This window comes from Methanoculleus sp. UBA208, from assembly GCF_002498065.1.
Classification (GTDB): domain Archaea; phylum Halobacteriota; class Methanomicrobia; order Methanomicrobiales; family Methanoculleaceae; genus Methanoculleus.
Window position 1 is genome coordinate 52,592 of record NZ_DAFZ01000095.1, and the last position, 17,771, is coordinate 70,362.

Genomic DNA, 17,771 nt, shown 5'->3' on the forward strand with positions numbered 1-17,771 from the left:
GAACCCCTAACGAGAGACTGATGGAGACCCTCATCCCCTTCGCCGTCGCCCTTGTGGCGATCACCGTCGCGTCGCTCAGGCATCGCCTCCCTCCGTTCCTCACCCTTGTCGGGACGTCCGTTCTCTTCGGCCTTCTTGCCGGCATGCCGGCGGAGACGCTCGTTGCGGCAATCACGGGCGGCGCCGGCAGGATCTTCTCCATCCTCGGGATCGTCATCTTCTGCGGGGTCGGCATCGCCCAGGTCCTCCGCGAGAGCGGCCGGGTAGAGAAGATCGTCGCCGATATCCGGGGCCTGGTGCGCCGCCCCCTCGCCACGGCGGGAGCGGCCGGCTACCTCCTCTCCGTCCCCCTGATGTGCGGCATCACCTCGTTCGTCATCCTCGCCCCCATTCTCACGCACCTCCATCCCGACCGGCAGGCGTCGAAAATTCTCCTCTACTGCGCCGGCGTCGCCGGGATGATCTCCTACGTGCTCCTGTATCCCGCTCCCGTCGTCTACTCCACCGTGACGACACCCGGTCTCTTCTCCGGCGAGCCCTGGGATATCGACCTCATCGCCCTCCCCCTCTCCCTCCTTCTCCTCGCCGGGCTCCTTCTCGCCCTGCGGGCCCGCACCCCCCGGCCGAAGAGACGGAGGAAACGATGGCGGCCGGGGGGGACCTTCGTGCCTGGCTGCCGTTCCTCGTCATCGTTGGGGTGCTCGCAGTCGGGTCTTTCGTCCCGCAGTTCCACGCTCTCGCAAACATCAACCTGGCGCTCCTTGCAGGCCTCTTTGCCGCCCTTGCCACCGTTCCCGCCGACGTCCGGGAGCGGGCCCTTGCACGCGGGACGAAGAACGCCGGGATCATCATCTTCGACCTCGCCGGTGCCGGGGCGTTCGGCGGCGTCATCGCCGCAAGCACGTTCTCTGCGGACGTGACCGCGCTGGTACTCGGATTCCTCCCCGTAACGCTCCTCCCGTTCGTCATCGCCGCCCTGGTGCAGGCGGCGCAGGGCTCGAGGGTTGTCACCGCGGCCGTCACCGCCGCCATCCTCGCCACGATCCCGGCCGTCGCGGCGATCGACCCGCTCGCCCTGGTGCTCATGGTCTCCGCAGGGGCGTTCATGTTCTCCTACGTGAGCGATCCCTTCTTCTGGCTGCTCAAACGCACGACCGGCGACGACTTCTCCGCGGTCGTGCGAAACTACACCCTGCCGCTCTCGGCGGCGGGCCTCGTCACGCTCGCGGCGGCGCTGGTGATCCAGGGCGTACCGTGACATAGGTCCCCACTGGTATTCCTCAAAAAATCCGCCTTGACCAAGCCTATTATATAATACGGGCGGTATGTAGTCCCTGCCAGAGGGAGAATGATGGAAATAAAGTACGTATCGACGACATGCCCGTACTGCGGCACCGGGTGCGGGTTCAACCTCGTCGTCCGCGACGGCAAGGTCTTTGACGTGGCGCACTGGCAGCGCGCACCCGTCAACGGGGGCAAACTCTGCCCCAAAGGGCGCTATGCCCACGAGTTCATTAACAGCCCCGACCGCCTCACAAAACCGCTCATCAAGAAGGACGGCGAGTTTGTCGAGGCGACCTGGGACGAAGCCTACGGCCTGATCGCGGAGAAGTTCGGTTCCTACAAACCCGAGGAGACGGCCTGCCTCTCCTCCGCCCGGACATCGAATGAAGAGAACTACCTGATGCAGAAGTTTGCGCGGGTGGCGCTCAAGACCCCGCATGTCGACCATTGCGCCCGGCTCTGCCACTCATCCACCGTCGCGGGACTCGCGGCGGTCTTCGGGTCCGGCGCGATGACCAACTCGATCAGGGACATCTCGGAGTCGAAATGCGTCTTCGTCCTCGGGTCCAACACCTTCGAGCAGCACCCGCTGATCGCGCGGAGCATCATCCGCGCAAGGGAGGGCGGCGGGAAGGTGATCGTGGCCGACCCGCGCCTCACCCCGACCGCGAAGCAGGCAGACCTCTACATGCCGTTCATATCGGGCACCGATGTGGCCATCTTGAACGGCCTGATGCAGGAGATCATCAAAAACGGCTGGGAGGACAAGAAGTTCATCGCGAGTCGCACGAAGGACTTCGAGAAACTCAAGGAAGTCGTCATGAAGGATGACTACAGCCTTGAAAACGTCTCGAAGGTCTCCGGTATCCCGGTCGAGAGCCTCCGGACCGCCGCCGAGTGGATTGCAACGGCTGACGTCGCCACGCTCATCTACTCAATGGGCATCACCCAGCACACCGTCGGCGTCGATAACGTCAAATCCACCGCCAACCTGATGATGCTCACCGGCAACATGGGCAAGCCCGGTGGCGGCGTCAACCCGCTTCGCGGCCAGAACAATGTCCAGGGCGCCTGTGACATGGGAGCCCTCCCGAACGTCTACTCCGGCTACCAGAAGGTCACCGACGAGGCGGCCCAGAAGAAGATGAAGGAGATGTGGGGCGTCGAGGATATCGCCGAGGGCAGGGTCGGCTACACTGTCACTGAGATGGTCAACGTCCTTGCCGACAAGCCCGGCGAACTCAAAGCGATGTACATCATGGGCGAGAACCCGATGCTCTCCGACCCCGACCTGCACCACGTCGAGGAGGGGGTCAGGAACCTCGAGTTCCTGGTCGTCCAGGACATCTTCCTGACCGAGACAGCCAACTTCGCCGACGTCGTTCTGCCTGCGGCATGCTACGCGGAGAAGGACGGCACCCAGACGAACACCGAACGGCGGGTCCAGCGCTGGAAGAAAGCCCAGGACCCGCCGGGGGAGGCGAAGGAAGACTGGAAGATCATCAGCGAACTCGCTGCGAAGATGGGCTACGCGAAGCAGTTCCCCTATCAGAGCGCCGAGGAGATCTTCAACGAGGTCGCCGCCGTCACGCCGTCCTACCACGGCATGTCCTACGCCCGCCTTGACCCTGACGGCCTGCACTGGCCCTGCCCGACCGAAGAGCACCCGGGAACGCCGATCCTCCACCGGGAGAGGTTCGCCATGCCCGATGGTCTCGGGGTCTTCTCACCGATCGAGTGGAAGCCGCCCGCCGAGGTGCCGGACGACGAGTACCCCTACGTGCTCACGACCGGCCGTACGCTCTGGCAGTGGCACACCGGTACCATGACCCGCCGGTCATGGAGCCTTGAGAAGGAGGCGCCCATCGGCTGGATCGAGATCAACCCCGAGGACGCGAAAGAACTCGGGATCAAGGACGAAGAGGTCGTCCGGGCGAGCACCCGCCGAGGGTCCGTCGAGATCCCCGCACGGGTCACCCCTGAGATCATCAGGGGCGTCACGTTCATCCCGTTCCACTACAAGGAGCACCCGGCGAACCGACTGACCCACAACGCGCTCGACCCAATCGCCAAAATCCCCGAGTTCAAGGCCTGTGCCGTGAAAGTCGAGAAGATCGAGGAGGTGTGAGATATGGCAGGAAAAGGCGATTTACTCTACGCGTGGACGACTGACGACGAACTCCGGGAGAGAGCGGAAACGGGCGGTGCGGTCACCGCGCTGCTGCGCCACGCCCTCGAGAGCGGTATGGTCGACGCGGTCTTTGCGGTCAGGAAAGGCGCGGACGTCTACGACGCGGTTCCGGCACTGATCACCGACCCCGCCGAGATCGGGGGGATCGCAGGATCGCTCCACTGCGGCACCCTGCTTCTCCCAAAGCAGATGCGCCGCTGTCTTCTTTCCACCGAGCCGAACATGAGGATCGCCACCGTCCTCAAAGGCTGCGACGTCAAGGCGATCTACGAGATGGCCAAGCGCGGCCAGGTCAACCTGGACAACATCATCGTCATCGGCCTCAACTGCGGCGGCACTATCCGGCCGGAGACGGCGCGGATCATCGTCCGCGAGAAGCTCGGCCTCGACCCCGATTCGGTCGTCAAGGAGGAGATCGACAAAGGAAAGTTCATCGTCATCACGAAGGACGGCGAGCACGCCTCCGTTTCGATCGACGAACTCGAAGAGGGATCGGAAGATCTCCTCGGGAACGAGGGCCTCGGCCGCCGGAGCAACTGCCGGCGGTGCAAGATCAAGATCCCGCGCCAGGCGGACCTCGCCTGCGGCAACTGGGGTGTCATCGGCGATAAGGCCGGCAACGCCACGTTTGTCGAGGTCTGCTCCGAGAAGGGCGCAAACCTCCTCAACGCCGCCGCAAAAGCCGGGGCGGTCGCCACCGAGCCTGCGAACCCGAAGGGGATCGAGATCCGCGGCAAGGTCGAGAACGCGATGCTGAAACTCGGTGACAAATGGCGGGAACGATACTTCGGGGCGCTCGGCGAGGGCACGGAGCGCCTGAACAAAATCAGGGAGCAGACGAGCCGGTGCATCAAGTGCTACTCCTGCATCGAGAACTGCCCGATCTGCTACTGCATCGACTGCAGCACGAAGAAGGACTACCTGGTCGAGCCCGGCGTGATCCCGCCGCCGTTCATGTTCCACCTGATCCGGTTTGCGCACATCTCCGACTCCTGCGTCAACTGCGGCCAGTGCGAGGAACTCTGCCCCGTCGAAATCTCGAATTCTGTCTTCCTCCATGCCATTCAGACCGATCTCGAGAGACTCTTTGGGTTCCACCCGGGCGAGGATATGACCCCGCCGGTGCTGGCCCTGGTCGAAGAGACGGCGGAGAGAAAGCGCCTCGAGGCTACGGGGAGCGACCAGATCTTCGACATCTTCCGCTGATCCGGGGCGCTCACCCCTCCACTATCGGCCCTTTTTTCCCGTCGGGGCTGTTTTCGGATGCCGCACCCGGTCCGATCAGGGTGCTGTTCCCGGTAAGGCGGTGTTTTCCCCCTAACTGCGACGCTCTCCTGACATAGGCCTTCATGACGTCCGTTCGGGTGACAAATCCCGAGAGTGTCCTCGGGTCCTCCGCCGGGACGACGGGCAGGTGATGGATATCGTGTTCGGTCATCAGATCCAGAGCCTCACGTAGCGTACAGGCAGGATGCACGGTGAACACCCGTGAACTCATGACGTCCTCCACCAGTATGTCATGTTCGCCGTTTATCCGGTGATCTCTGATATCGTCGAGAGCGATTATGCCGACGAGTTTCCCTTCCCCATCGAGCACCGGAAACCCGGTATGCAGCGTCTCGTCGATCAGGCGGAGCACCCTCCCGGTGGTATCATCGGGCGATACGGCGGCGATACGGTCGCGGGGCACCATAATGTCGCTCACATGAATATCCTGAAGTATCTCTATCATATACTCGTCGCGATGAGCGGCCGATTTGGACCGGTTCAGCACCTGCTCACGGAAGATAGTGGACTGACCGATGAGGAGGACCGCCACCGAGACGGCACCCATCGCCGGGACGAGCAGGGAGAAGTCGCCGGTCATCTCCACGACCATGATCATGACCGCGATCGGTGCGTGGGAGATCGCGCCGAAGAGAGCGATCATCCCGACGACGACGAAGACCGGCACCGATTCGACGGGCACGATCCCGGGGAGCGCGAGGTGTAGCAGGGAGCCGAAGGCGCCTCCCGTCGCCCCGCCGATCACCAGCCCCGGCGCGAAGACGCCGCCGCTCCCCCCGGAGCCGATGGTGAGCGATGTCGTCAGGATCTTTGCAAACGGAAGGAAAAGCAGCACCCCGAGCGGGAGCATGTTATACAGCGCGAGTTGCGTGAACCCGTATCCGGTTCCGAGGCTGCCGAGGCCGACGATTGCCGCTTCGGGAGAGAGAACCGCGAGAGCAAGAACGAACATGCCGGTGAGGAACGCTCCTGCGAGGGGTTTGAAGTGATTCGGAAGGTTCAGGCGGCTGAATATATCTTTAAAAATCCTGTTTGTGCCATAGAAGGTGTTTATGTAAATCAGGCCGACTGCAGTCGAGACCACGCCGAGGAGAACGAAGAGAGGGACCTGGTAGACGTTCCAGGAGGTTGGCCAGGGGCCGAAGACCGATTCGAAACCTTCAACGAGACCGAAGATGGCATATCCGATGACAGAGGCGAGGAAAGCGGGAACGATCGCTTCGGCTTCGAAGTCCTGTTTATAGAGGATCTCCGCAGCAAGGATTGCCCCTCCGAGAGGCGCCATGAAGATCGTGCCGATTCCGGCGCCGACACCGGTGGCGATAGCAAGCCTCCGCTCACGGGCGGAGAGGCCTAAAAGATCGGCGGCGATCGAACCGAAACCGGCCGACATCTGTGCAGTCGGCCCTTCACGCCCGGCGCTCCCCCCTGTCGAGATGGTCAGGACGGCAGTGACCGCTTTGACGAGGGGGACGCGCCAGCGTACCCGCCCTTCTCCATGAAACGCCTTTATTGCCGCATCGGTTCCGTGACCTTCCGCTTCCGGGGCAAGGGTGTAGACCAGGAGGCCGGAGAGGAGTCCTCCGAAACAGATGACGGGAAGAATCATCCAGAGGTGATCGGGAGGGGCCCATTGGCTGATATCCTGAAGAGCCTGCCCTTCCTTCGGGAGATGGAACCCGACGATGCCTTCCATGAAAAACGCTGTTCCTAATTTCAATCCTTCGAAAAAGAGCAGAGCGCCGATGCCGGAGATGAGCCCGACGATGATGGCGATAAGTATGATCCTCCTGTAGGGAGTGACGGTTTCCTCGATCTGCATGAAGTTATGATATAAATTTGTTTAACACTTATTTAAAGTGGTTGACTTTTACCGGCAGTAACGGTACAGGGTTGCGCATCACCGCAGGACGTCCCGGTGCGGTACTTCCTTTTACCTCTCCCCATCGCCATCGCTCCTCGGCGGTATCTCCCCGTGTCCAGGTACCGTTCACCACCAGAAGCCCGACAATGCTCCTATGGCCCGCGTTATCCGGGGAGGATGGTTGTTGACAGCAGGGGCGGATTCACAGCCGCCAGAGGTCCGGTATACTTCTCTCACCGGGAGGAGCGTGGCACCGGATGGCGGTTTGCAGCCGGCCACAATCGAAGGCACCCGTCCCGGGAGGAACGAATGGCCGCCCCTCAGGGAAGGGGCGGTCCACGAAAGCCCGCATTGCATTCGCCGTCCCCGGTGACGGCTGCCGGGACCGGACCCCCGGAGAGACAGAGCGCACCCCCGGCGGGGAGGGTGCCACAGGACCCTTAAAACTGTTTGAAGAGGAACCCTGTTCGGAGTTGGGCCGACTTGGGCAATTGAAGCAAACGGGTTGTTTTCCCAAAAACTCGTCGTTAATCTGGTTCACACACCCATTCCTGAAGCACACCCCGACGCGCAGGTATCTAAGGTGATTTTACCGGGCGTTCGTTGCCCCGGCATAAATATGGGTGGAGATCGGGAAATCTGCGCGCCCGCTCCCACACACTCGCCCAATTAACTCCCTGAAATCACCTATATTCCGCGTGCTCTCAAAAACAAAAGTAAATGCATCGTTTATCGATTCTTCATGTTTAACTATGGCAATTAACTCGCGGCAATGATAAACGCCTGAGTTTGGGCTGTACTCACCGCGCGTAGCGATCATTTCGAAACCTATTAATAGCAATCTCAAATTACTGATTAATTAGACCTATCCATTCGGATTACTTGATGGTATAGGTAGGACGTTTAGAGAGGTGTATGAAAAATGGTATTCCATCCTCCAGTTGCTATCGTAGCAAAAGCGGGTGATGCCGGGAAGTATAAGATCGGCCTGCCGATATGGAATATGATCCTCCGTGGATTCATGGCGGGAGCATATATTGCCATGGGCGCTGCCCTTGCAACGGTTTGTAGTACCGGTGTGGCAGCATTCCTCGGTGCCGGCTTTGCAAAACTGATTCTCGGTTCTGTCTTCCCTGTGGGGCTTATCATCATCGTTCTGACCGGTGCGGAACTCTTTACCGGCGATGCGATGCTCGCCCCTATGGCAGCGTTCGTCCACAAGGTCAGTTGGGCAAGCGTGATCAATTTGTGGATCTGGGTATACATCGGCAACCTTATCGGTTCGATCGTGTTCGCGTATATCATGGCCAACGGGCCGCTGACAACCTTCAGCGCAACGGGCGCCGCGACCGTCAACGCTTTCGGTCTCACCGCCGTGAACATCGCGCTCGGAAAGGTATCCTATGTCAGCATGATGGGACAGTGGTCGCTCCTTCTCAAGGCAATCGCCTGTAACTGGCTCGTCAACCTGGCCATCCTGCTGGGTATCTGTGCCGACGACCTGATCGGCAAGTTCTTCGGAATCTGGTTCCCGATCATGGCCTTCGTTGCCACCGGATTCGAGCACTGTGTCGCAAACATGTACTTCATCCCCGCAGGTCTCCTGACCAAGGGCTACCTGAGCCCAGACCAGATCACCGAGATCGGTCTCGCCAAACTGGAAGGCCTGAACTGGGTGACGATGTGGACCAACAACATCATCGGGGCAACCATCGGCAACATCATCGGCGGTATGCTCTTCGTCGGTGTGCTCTACTGGGTCGCCTTCCGGAAGGAGATTGCGGCACTCAAGTAAAGAGATACCAGATGAAAATCGGAAACATCAATGTGAAGATATCGGTCATGTCTCTGGCCGTTTTTGGTATCTTCACAATTATTTTACTCGGTACGGTTATTGCCACGGGAGATACGTCGATCCTGATCTGGGGAATTCCGATCCTCGCCCTACTCCTGATCATCCCGGCAACGCTCAACTACATGAGCCAGAAACAGTATGCATCACTGGTGCCGATGTATGAACAGGAAGCAAAGAGCGTCAGAATCCGGGCGATCAACCTGAGCATGATCGGCGAACCGGTGCGTATAAAGGGCGTCGTCGAGCGGACGTATTTCCAGCTCCTCAACCGGCCGCAGTACCTCGTCGCCGACCGGACAGGTGAGATATCGGTCAAGATGTTCACCTCGCCCCCTGAAGACGTGCAGAAGGGCGACGTGGTCGAAGTACTTGGAACCGTCGTCAAACGCTACATCCTGTCCGGGGATGCGGTCATCAACTGCGTCTCCATACGCAAAGTCGAGAACAGTCAGCAATCCTGACGCTCCCCCGGGGAGCGCCAAGCAGTTCAGTGAAGGGACCGGCGGAAACGGAAGGGTTTCCTGCCCAAATCACCTTCGTGCGTTGCCGTTAAAATGCGTTGTCGAGCCCGTCGTCTATCGGCCTCGCTCTAGGCCTTCCGTTGAGGTCCCGGACGTAGTCCTCGAAGAGATGGATCCTGGTACTCACCGGGAACGGGATCCCGATGGTGCTGATGACTGCTTCTCCCGCCTCAAGCGTCTGAATCTCGGTGTCCAGACGTGAGAGATCCTGTTTTGCGCTGCTTGCGATAATGTCGCGGTCGCCCCGGTCGGAGAGTCCCATCACCACGAAGGTGTTCAGTTGGGCAAGGACGCGCGCATCGATGTTCTTCGGTTGCTGGGTGACCACGCAGAGCCCCACGCCGAACTTCCGCCCTTCCATCGCCGCCTCCCGGAAGGTTCTGGTGCTCCCGAGCCCTGAGCCCAGCACCCGCTGTGCCTCCTCGATGGTGATCAACACCTGTCTGGGCTCCTCCCCGCCCCCGGCCTCCTCGCCCTGGTGGCTGCGCATGATCCTGCGCGTTATGATCGAGAGGACGAAGAGTTCGCTCTGCTCGCTCATCCCCGGGATATCGATCAGGACGACCTTGTTCTCGTGGAGCGCTTTCAGGATGTCGGGGATCGAGGAGCCCTGCCTCCGGAAGAAGCCCCGGTTCCGGTTCATCATGCCCGTGATGCGCCGCTGCATCACCGAGAGCGTGCTTGGCGAGAAGTTCTTTAAGTCCCGGGCAATCCGGGGGTGCCGGCCGCTGTAGGTCTCGGCATCGAAGGTCGCGAAGTCGGTGTTCTGGAAGAAGTCGATCACGTCGGAACCGGGCGTGCTCTCGAGCATCTCCACGACCTCGCGTTGGGGCTGGGAGTGCTCATAGAGGAGGAGGAGATCAGGTGTCCTGAAATCGTCATAATCCAGGTAGAGATCGTCTAAGAGGTATTTTCGCTTGAACGGCTCCGGCCGGGTGGAGAAGACCGCGAGCCCGTCCCGGCCTGCCTGGTAGTGCAGGAGTCCCTGGGTGGCCTCTCCGCTTGAGGACCGCCCTCCCGCCACGTACTCGCCGTGCGGGTCCACGATGAGGAGCCCGAACGCCCTGGCCTGCATGCAGGAGGCACAGAAGACCTTCATGAAGTTGCTCTTCCCCATGCCGGTCGTTGCAAAGACGCCCATGTGCTGGCGCATCACCTGCGCGTGGAGCGCCACCCTGACGTCCTTCAAGACGCCCTGGCCGGTCTTCATCACGCCGACCTCGATCTCGCCCATCACCTGCGCGAGGAACGCGAAATCGCGCGACTCCGGGCGCTCGACGCGGGAGAACTTCGCGGGGAGCGTCCGGGGTTTGCGGAAGGTGCCGTCTTCCCCTACGTACCCGAGCGGCGTTGCCTCGACGAGGATGAAGACATTCTCCCCGATCCCGTAGAAGTGCTCGGTATGGGGGCGCGTGTCCCACTTCGGGTCGGAGAAGTTGCAGTCGTGGAGGAGGTCGTTCACCTTCGCAAAGAACGTCAGCCCTTTGACACTGTCCGTGATCTTCAGCACGTCCCCGAGATAGAGTTCCGCATCGTGGGGGACGGCAAACCGGTAACCGAGCACCCGGTCACCGATCAGCCGGTATTTCGAGGCGTCGTCGCCGTCAATATCGGTCAAACTCGTCATGATAGTCACCAAAGATGCCGGTGTAGTCGACAAGGCTCATGCCGAGCCGGTCCATGTCCCGGATGATGTCCTGGCGGACCTGCTCGACCGCATCCTTCCCGATCTTGGTGGTGAGGTGGGCGTCCAGGAGCGGGTACGGGTAGCCTGCCACCCTCCCGTCGTCGGCGTAGGCCGCGAGCGCCGAGAAGACCCGTTCGACCATCTCCGGGCTGTAGAATGTCGGGATCTCGACCTTGAACGCCCGCTCTGCCCGCGGGTGCAGCCGGGCGACGTACTGCTCGCCCCGCTGCTTCCAGGTGCGTGTCTCCCGCCGGTCGATCAGGCCGTCGGCGGCGGAGACGCAGAGGTACCAGGGTCCGGGGACGCCGAGGTCGCGTGCAAGCCCTTCCGCCGCCGGGACGATCGGGTATCCCCCGCCCCAGGTGAGCGACGTCCGTTTCGTCACCGCGGCGATCAGCACCCCCCGGAGGTTGCAGAGGTTCAGGAGTTTCTCGACGACCTCGTCGTGGCTTGCGTGGCGGACCTGGAGCGTGCCGTCCAGGACGATGAGGTCGCCGGCATCGAGCTCCGCGGCCATCTCCGTCGCCGCCCAGAACTCAAGGGTATCCCGTATGACGGCGGTGTTCCGGACCGGGTCGTCGTGGTCGAGGTGCACCTTCGGGGTGCAGTGGAAGCAGTCGTGATAGATCTCGTCGAAGTCCTCGTTCCCCGTTCCCGGGTTGACCGTGACGATGTGGAGAGGCGTCGTCCGGTGGTGGAGGCGCGAACCGTCCGCATACGAGCTGACCGATGCCCGGACGCCGGCAACGGCAAAACTGCCTGCATCGAGGATGACGGTGTTGCTCCCGTCCACCGCGCAGACTGCCCCGTCGAACCTGGGTCGGCAACGGCGGTAGGATGATGTATTAAACTCGCCGGCGGCCGCGAACCGCCCGGCAAGGTCCGGCGGGGCGTACTCGCGGATTCGGCCTGTGATCCGCCGGATCGCGTCCCGGTAAACGGTATTCGGATCGGTCATTCGAACTCCCTGACCCTGCTTGCCTGGTCTGTGCCCATCTCGACCATCAGCGTCGTCGAGAACTCGTCCTGAACCTCGGTTATGTGGGATATCAGGAGGATCTGGGGGAAGTGGGCCTCCTGGGTCCGGAGCGCCCGGAGAAGGTTATTCCGCCGCCCCTCATCCTGGCTCCCGAAGATCTCGTCGAAGATCAGGAACGTGGAGTCATGCACCTCGTTCACCTCGGCGAGGAACCGCGAGAGCGCCACCCGGAGAGCGATGGCGATATCGTCCTGTTCGCCGCCGCTGAACCGGTCGGCCGGGTAGTCGTCCCCCATGTCGTGGACGAGGACGGTAAAGTCGTCGTCCAGCATCACCGTGCCGTAGCGCCCGTCGGTGATCTCCGCAAGCACCCTCCCCGCCTCCTCCTCGATCCGGTCCCTGACCACCTGAAGGAGGTAATCGGCATACTCTTTGATCAGCGACCGGGTCAGTTTCAGCCGCCCGATCTCCTCGGTGAGCGCCTCCTGATTCCTGACGAGGTCGGCCGCACGCGAGAGTCTCCCGATCTCTTTCTCGATATCCATCTTAAGGCTGTTTATCCGGAAAGCAACGGCGGATCTCTGCTCCCGCGCCGCCGCGAGGTCCCGTTCGCAGTTCGCGACCCGCCCCTCTGCCGCCGTGACCGCCTCTTCGGTAAACCCGAGTTCCTCGACGGCCTCCCCGACCCGGAGCAGTTCGGCCTCCCTGGTCGCGAGGAGGGTCCGCTTCGCCTCCAGCGCCTCGACCAGCCTCGGGACTTCTTCAAGGCGGACGCGGAGTTCGAACGCTCTCCGGTGCGCTGTTTCGGCACGCCCGCACTCCTCGCTCTGGCGTGCGAACCGGTCGGGGTCGAACGAGAGCCGGGCGAGTTCGTCCCGGATTGCCTGCAGCCTCTCCCGAAGGTCGTCGATTCGTGCGGAGATGCCCTGCAGTTCCTCTTCCAGCGCCGGCCGCCGCAGAAGCCGGGCCTGTGCTTCCGCGTAAGCCCGGTAAGACGGCTCGAGCGCCTGCGCCTCGGCTTCCAACCGCTGCAGGGCCGCCGGGTCGAACCCGAGCCGCGATACCTTCGCTTCAAGTTCCTCTTTGCGGGTGAGGTAGTCCTCGACGTCGCCGATGAGCCGCTGACGTTCCTCCTGGAGGGAGGGGAGGCGGCTGCATTCGCCCCGGAGGGTATCGGCCGCCGCCCGTTTCTCGGAGAGAGCACGGATCCGCTCTTTGAGCGCGGCGTGTGCCTCCGGGTCGTACTCCTCCACCCCGAGCGCCCGCATCGCCGCACGGTGCCCCTCCGCCTCGGCCCGCCACCGCTCTCCGACGCTCGCGCTCTGCTCGTACCTGGACGAATAAAGCGCGTGCTGCTCTTTTAAGCGCTGCGAGGCGGTGCGCTGCCCGTAAAGATCCTTCAGCGCGGCGGCGAGGCTCTCGCGGTCGGCGGTCGCCCTCGCATGCTCGCCCTCTAGATCGGCGAGCGTCTTCTGCATCGCCGCGGCGGCATCTGCAAGATCGCCGACCAGTTCCTCGTAATGGTCGCCGAGGCCCTGGTGGCACGTCGGGCACGATCCCTCCGGGCCGGCGGCAAGGATCTCCGCCCGGTGTTCGGCAAGCCTTCGGATCTCCTCGCGGATCGCCTCCTGCCGCTCAGCGCACGCACTGATTCGCGAGGTCAGGTAGTCTTTTCGGCTCTCCGCGGATTTGATCTGCTCTTCGATGGAATCCATCCCGGCAAGCTGCCGGGCAAGCCCGGCAATCTCGCTCTCGAGGGAACTCATCTCTTCAAAAGCCGCGTCGACCTCCCGCAGGCACCGCTCCTCCTGGCGGGCAAGCTCCTGGGCCCGGAGAAACACCTCTTCGCGGGCCAGAAGGGTGTCGTAACCCCCGAGTTCCTCTTCAAGCGCGCGGAGACGCCCGGCCTTCTCCTCGATCTTCTCGATCTCCGTCCGGTTCTCCCCGACACGCCGCTCGATCTGGGCGAACCGCTCGTCCATGCGCGTGAGTTCTTCGCGGAGGGCATCGTACTCCGGCTGGAGTGCTTTCATCGCAGCGATGCGATCGCGGAGGCTCTGCCACTCAGCGACGTCTCGTTCGAGACCGGCAACCGCCTTTTCGTCCTCTGCAAGCGCGGCGAGTTCCGCCTCGACCTTCGTGCGGCGCTCGCCGTACTCCCTGACCCGCTCCTCCGCAGCGTTCGCTTCGAGGCTCAGGCGGTCGGCGAGCTCCTTCTCCCGGGCCATCGCGGCCGTTTCGGCTTTCAGGGCCTCGTAGCGGTCGGCAAGGAGGGCGAGTCCTTCGAGTTCGCTCTGCAGCCGTTGACGTTCGGCTATCTCCTCCTCCGTTTCCCGGCACTCAGTGCGGAGCCGCTCGATCTCGGCTGCGAGCACTTCTTCTTCCCGTGCAAGGTGCAGGTAGCGCTCGCGCACGGAGAGTAGCCGGTCGCGCTCCGTGCGCGCACCATCGAGCCCCTCCGCGGCAGCCTTCCCTCTCCCCAGGGCCTTCTTTGCCTCCTCCTCCGCCCCGGCGAGATCCGTGCGGAGCGCCGCAAGGCGGGCGCGAACCCCTTCGGCATCCAGTTCCTGGAGCCGGCCGGAGAGCTCGCGGCAGCTCCCTTCCCGGGCATCGATGATCGACTTGAGGTGCTCCATGCTGTCCTTCTTGAGGTAATCGATGCCCAGCACCTGCATGAACCAGTCCTTCCGGGATCCGGCACGGGTCTCGAGCAGGGCAAGGAGTTCCTTCTGCCCGGCGTAGATGGTGTTGCGGAAATCGCCCGGGCCCATGCCGACGATCCGCTGCACCTCCTGCCCCACCTTTTGGACGCTGCTTGCGAGGAGTTTCTGGTTCAGGTAGAGGTTTGCCTCGTGAAGGGTTGAGGAGGGCCGGCGTTTGAATTTGCGGATGACGGCATACTCGTTGCCGCCGACCGAGAAGTCCAGGCGAACCTCGCAGACATCCTGCGGTCCCGCAAAGGAACTGACGACATAATCCCCGTCGAGCCCGGTGCCCTGCAGGCCATAGAGGGCGAAGAGGACGGCGGAGACGATGCTGCTCTTACCTGTCCCGTTGTTCCCGACGATCCCCGTGATACCGTCCTGAAACACGATCTCCTGGTCGCGGAAGCGCTTGAAGTTGCGCATCCGGAGTTTATTCAGCAGCACGCTCTCCCTCTTTATGGCGCGCGATGACCGACCGGAGAACCTCCGTCCCGCTCTTCTTCACGAACTCCTCGTCGCCGGGAGCGAGGTGCTCCTTCTCCACGAACTGTTCGAACTCGGCAACGTAGTCGAGGCCGACAAGCGAGTCCTCGTAGAAGATCCGGGACGGATCGTCGACGGCCAGCACCTGCAGCTTGAGGTCCAGCGCACGGTTCCTGATATCCTGGAGCGCCTTCTGGTCGAGCGCGCGGAGCGTATCGCGGCGTATCCCGTCGAGCGTGACCTGGCAGATCGCGTGGTGAAGCTTCTTCCCGTGGTTCTCGGCGGCATCGAGGATGCCGTCCACGACCTCTCTGGCCGAGAGCCCGTCGCAGTTGATCCGGCCGAGGCTGAACATCGGCGTGCGCGGGAGGTCGATATGCTCGACCTCCCCGGATGCGAGGTCTACGGCGAGGCCGCCCTTCTCCTCCGCGATCTCCCCGTAATTGCAGTGTTCGAGCGATCCGCTGTACCAGGCGTTGTCGGCGACCTGCACCTGGCCGTGGAAGTGGCCGAGCGCGATGTAGTCGAACCGGTCGGAGAGGATGGTCGCATCCAGCTCGTGCTCGGCGACGGTGTGCAGCCGTTTGTCCTTTAAGATGCTTGCAAGACCGTGAGTGACGAGCACGTTCGTGCCGCCGGAGAACTCGAGCCCCTCGAACGCCCTCCGGTAGCCTTCCGCCTCGAGCATATTCGGTATCAGGTGAAAGACCGTGTCCCCCAGTTCCACCCGCCGGTAGCGGTTGTGGTGGGCGACGTAGAGGTCGCCTGCAGCGTAGCCGCCCCGCTCGAGCACCTCGAACGGCGACGCCGTGTACCGGGTCTTGGCCATGCTGTGGTTGCCCGCGACCACGAGCACCGGGATCCCCGCATCGTGCAGGCGGGAGAGGGCGTCGAGTGCCGTCGTGTAGGCGCGGGTCTTCGGCTTGACCTGGTGGAAGAGATCGCCCGCGTGGACGAGCGCATCGGGCCGTAAGGCGATGATCCGGTCGACGGCGGCAAGGAAATTGTCGTAGATGAGTTGTTCGCGCAGGTTCATCCCGGTCTCCGGATCAACCCGGTTAAAAGCCGATAACCCGAGATGTGTGTCTGCCAGGTGAACGATCTTCATGCCCAATTAGTCTCCGTGTCGCTTGAGTATAAATGCCTGATCTGCGCGGTGTGAATGTATCCGGCACCGAACCGGTGTCCGGAATACGCGTAATCTAATATATCTCCACTGATATTTGTATGGTGATCTCGTGTCAAAAAGAGCCGTTGATGCAGTTTTTCAGGCACTATTCCTCCTCTCCGACGTCCGGTTCCTGCTCCGGGAGACCGCTCCCGGGCATGACCTCGACGCGGGCCAGAAGGAGCGCGCCGCAACAACCCTCGAGAAGGTGAAACGGCAGGTTGCAATCCTCGAAGAGGAGTTGGTACGGTGAAGTGCGCGGTCGATATCGAGTCCCGCGACGTCGAGGAGATGTACATCAACATCGATCCCATCCAGGCGGGCGGGCGGCTCACCGTCGATGCCATGAAGGCGGCGATAGCGTACGGGGACGGTTACTCGGTCTGTGACAACTGCCTGAGCCCCTTCAGGCTCGACTACATCAAGAAGCCACCCATCGCGCAGTTCCACGCGGACCTCGCCGCGTGGCTGAATATGGACGCGGTGCGGGTGGTGCCGGGAGCGCGCCGGGGGTTCCAGGCGGTCGCGAGCACATACGTGGAGAAAGGTGACCCGGTCATCGTCACGGCGCTCGCCCACTACACCGAGTTCGTGGCGGTCGAGGAAGCGGGCGGAATTCCGCGTGAGATCCCGAAGGATGCGAAGAACCATATCACCCCCGACGCCGCCGCAGAGAAGATCGAGGCGGTGATCCGGGAGTTCTCGAAGACGCCGCCCCTGCTCTTCATCGACCACGTCGACTACCAGTTCGGGAACGTCCACGACGTCGCGGGCATCATAAAGGTCGCCCACCAGTACGACATCCCGGTCCTCGTCAATGGGGCCTACTCGGTCGGGATCATGCCCGTCGACGGCAAAGCGCTCGGTGCCGACTTCGTGGTCGGGTCGGGCCACAAGAGTATGGCGGCCCCGGCGCCATCGGGCCTCCTCGCGACGACGAACGAGCACGCACAGCGGGTATTCAGGACGACGCAGGCGAAGGGAGACGTCACCGGCCGGACGTTCGGGATAAAAGAGGTCGAGATGATGGGCTGCACCCTGATGGGCGTCACCGTCGTTGGGATGATGGCCTCGTTCCCCCACGTCAAAGAGCGTGTGAAGCACTGGGATACCGAGGTGGCGCATTCGCAGGCGGTCACGGACGCCCTCCTCTCCATCGAGGGGACGAAGGTGCTCTCCGACTACCCGCGGCAGCACACCCTGACCCGGATCGATACCCGCGAGTCCTTCGATAAGGTGGCAGAGCAGCACAAGAAACGCGGCTACTTCCTATCGAGCGAGTTAAAAAAGCGGGGCATCACCGGCGTCATCCCCGGCTCCACCAGGGTCTGGAAGTTCAACACCTTCGGGCTGACGGAGAAGCAGATCCGGCACGTCGGGGAGTCGTTTGTCGAGATTGCGCGGGAGAACGGGCTGAATATAGTCTGAAGGAGACCTCGGAATTCTTTTTTGAGCGGGTGCGTGCGGGCCGGGGCGTCTATCGCAGTTATCATTCCCAGAGATTTTTTGGGGTAGCAACCAGGCTTCAAGTCTGGAACCAAGTAAATGCCCATCAAGTTAGAGATGACGAAAATTAAGCGTCCCGGCTGTGTCACTACACCTGTTGAACAGATAAGAACGGGGGCAAAACCAGTACACTGGACCGTGGGAGACTCGCACCTTTGGTGCTCGAACTCAGCCTGCCCTTCGGGCACGCATCGTTTATCGCCACGGGGGTGTGCGACTGTCGGGACGACAGGAGCACGAG

General features: G+C 62.2%; 12 protein-coding genes and 1 pseudogene. 8 read left to right on the forward strand and 5 right to left on the reverse strand.

Annotated features, from left to right (window positions below; all coding sequences use genetic code 11):
* Window positions 1-20: 20 nt before the first annotated feature.
* The 4 genes and pseudogenes from BRA62_RS12840 to BRA62_RS10030 all read left to right on the forward strand — a co-directional run.
* A pseudogene (locus tag BRA62_RS12840) lies at window positions 21-440 on the forward strand (hypothetical protein); the annotation flags it as partial.
* A 203-nt stretch (window positions 441-643) separates the two neighbouring features.
* Window positions 644-1,258 carry a hypothetical protein gene (locus BRA62_RS10020; RefSeq protein WP_292366427.1) on the forward strand — a complete coding sequence of 205 codons (615 nt, stop codon included), beginning with the start codon at window positions 644-646 and terminating at the stop codon, window positions 1,256-1,258.
* 93 nt (window positions 1,259-1,351) lie between these two features.
* Window positions 1,352-3,412: a formate dehydrogenase subunit alpha gene (fdhF, locus tag BRA62_RS10025; protein ID WP_292366428.1), complete on the forward strand. Its 2,061-nt coding sequence runs from the start codon at window positions 1,352-1,354 to the stop codon at window positions 3,410-3,412.
* Between the two features lie 3 nt (window positions 3,413-3,415).
* Window positions 3,416-4,681: a Coenzyme F420 hydrogenase/dehydrogenase, beta subunit C-terminal domain gene (locus BRA62_RS10030; protein WP_292366429.1), complete on the forward strand. Its 1,266-nt coding sequence runs from the start codon at window positions 3,416-3,418 to the stop codon at window positions 4,679-4,681.
* Window positions 4,682-4,691: 10 nt separating this feature from the next.
* Here BRA62_RS10030 and BRA62_RS10035 read toward each other — a convergent pair whose 3' ends face one another.
* On the reverse strand, window positions 4,692-6,584 hold the full coding sequence (locus BRA62_RS10035; RefSeq protein ID WP_292366430.1) for a chloride channel protein: 1,893 nt from the start codon (window positions 6,582-6,584) through the stop codon (window positions 4,692-4,694).
* 964 nt (window positions 6,585-7,548) lie between these two features.
* Between BRA62_RS10035 and BRA62_RS10040 the strand changes: the two genes are divergently transcribed.
* Both BRA62_RS10040 and BRA62_RS10045 read left to right on the forward strand, forming a co-directional pair.
* Window positions 7,549-8,421: a formate/nitrite transporter family protein gene (locus BRA62_RS10040; RefSeq protein ID WP_292366431.1), complete on the forward strand. Its 873-nt coding sequence runs from the start codon at window positions 7,549-7,551 to the stop codon at window positions 8,419-8,421.
* An 11-nt stretch (window positions 8,422-8,432) separates the two neighbouring features.
* A complete protein-coding gene (locus BRA62_RS10045) occupies window positions 8,433-8,942 on the forward strand; it encodes a nucleotide-binding protein (protein WP_292366432.1) in 510 nt (169 codons plus the stop codon).
* 88 nt (window positions 8,943-9,030) lie between these two features.
* Here the strand turns inward: BRA62_RS10045 and BRA62_RS10050 are convergent, their stop codons facing one another.
* The 4 genes from BRA62_RS10050 to BRA62_RS10065 are packed head-to-tail and all read right to left on the reverse strand — an operon-like array spanning window position 9,031 to window position 15,964.
* Window positions 9,031-10,629, reverse strand: coding sequence for an ATP-binding protein (locus BRA62_RS10050; RefSeq protein ID WP_292366433.1), 1,599 nt, complete (start codon window positions 10,627-10,629; stop codon window positions 9,031-9,033).
* Window positions 10,607-11,647 carry a DNA double-strand break repair nuclease NurA gene (locus BRA62_RS10055; protein ID WP_292366434.1) on the reverse strand — a complete coding sequence of 347 codons (1,041 nt, stop codon included), beginning with the start codon at window positions 11,645-11,647 and terminating at the stop codon, window positions 10,607-10,609. The genes BRA62_RS10050 and BRA62_RS10055 overlap by 23 nt, the downstream gene beginning before the upstream one ends.
* On the reverse strand, window positions 11,644-14,817 hold the full coding sequence (locus BRA62_RS10060; RefSeq protein ID WP_292366435.1) for an AAA family ATPase: 3,174 nt from the start codon (window positions 14,815-14,817) through the stop codon (window positions 11,644-11,646). Before BRA62_RS10060 ends, BRA62_RS10055 begins: the two co-directional genes overlap by 4 nt.
* Window positions 14,804-15,964 carry a metallophosphoesterase family protein gene (locus BRA62_RS10065; RefSeq protein ID WP_292366436.1) on the reverse strand — a complete coding sequence of 387 codons (1,161 nt, stop codon included), beginning with the start codon at window positions 15,962-15,964 and terminating at the stop codon, window positions 14,804-14,806. Before BRA62_RS10065 ends, BRA62_RS10060 begins: the two co-directional genes overlap by 14 nt.
* Before the next feature lie 130 nt (window positions 15,965-16,094).
* Here BRA62_RS10065 and BRA62_RS10070 point away from each other — a divergent pair, with 130 nt between their 5' ends.
* Together BRA62_RS10070 and pscS are read left to right on the forward strand one after the other, a co-directional pair.
* The gene (locus tag BRA62_RS10070) at window positions 16,095-16,277 is read left to right on the forward strand and encodes a hypothetical protein (protein WP_048112783.1); all 183 of its coding nucleotides are present in this window, start codon (window positions 16,095-16,097) and stop codon (window positions 16,275-16,277) included.
* Entirely contained in the window at window positions 16,274-17,452 is a 1,179-nt protein-coding gene (gene pscS / locus BRA62_RS10075; protein WP_292366437.1) for an O-phospho-L-seryl-tRNA:Cys-tRNA synthase, read from the forward strand. The genes BRA62_RS10070 and pscS overlap by 4 nt, the downstream gene beginning before the upstream one ends.
* The last annotated feature ends 319 nt before the right edge of the window (window positions 17,453-17,771 follow it).

Coding starts and splice junctions, on each gene's coding strand:
- BRA62_RS10020 (WP_292366427.1), top strand. CDS start 644: ATGGCGGCCGGGGGGGACCTTCGTGCCTGGCTGCCGTTCCTCGTCATC.
- fdhF (WP_292366428.1), top strand. CDS start 1,352: ATGGAAATAAAGTACGTATCGACGACATGCCCGTACTGCGGCACCGGG.
- BRA62_RS10030 (WP_292366429.1), top strand. CDS start 3,416: ATGGCAGGAAAAGGCGATTTACTCTACGCGTGGACGACTGACGACGAA.
- BRA62_RS10035 (WP_292366430.1), bottom strand. CDS start 6,584: ATGCAGATCGAGGAAACCGTCACTCCCTACAGGAGGATCATACTTATC.
- BRA62_RS10040 (WP_292366431.1), top strand. CDS start 7,549: ATGGTATTCCATCCTCCAGTTGCTATCGTAGCAAAAGCGGGTGATGCC.
- BRA62_RS10045 (WP_292366432.1), top strand. CDS start 8,433: ATGAAAATCGGAAACATCAATGTGAAGATATCGGTCATGTCTCTGGCC.
- BRA62_RS10050 (WP_292366433.1), bottom strand. CDS start 10,629: ATGACGAGTTTGACCGATATTGACGGCGACGACGCCTCGAAATACCGG.
- BRA62_RS10055 (WP_292366434.1), bottom strand. CDS start 11,647: ATGACCGATCCGAATACCGTTTACCGGGACGCGATCCGGCGGATCACA.
- BRA62_RS10065 (WP_292366436.1), bottom strand. CDS start 15,964: ATGAAGATCGTTCACCTGGCAGACACACATCTCGGGTTATCGGCTTTT.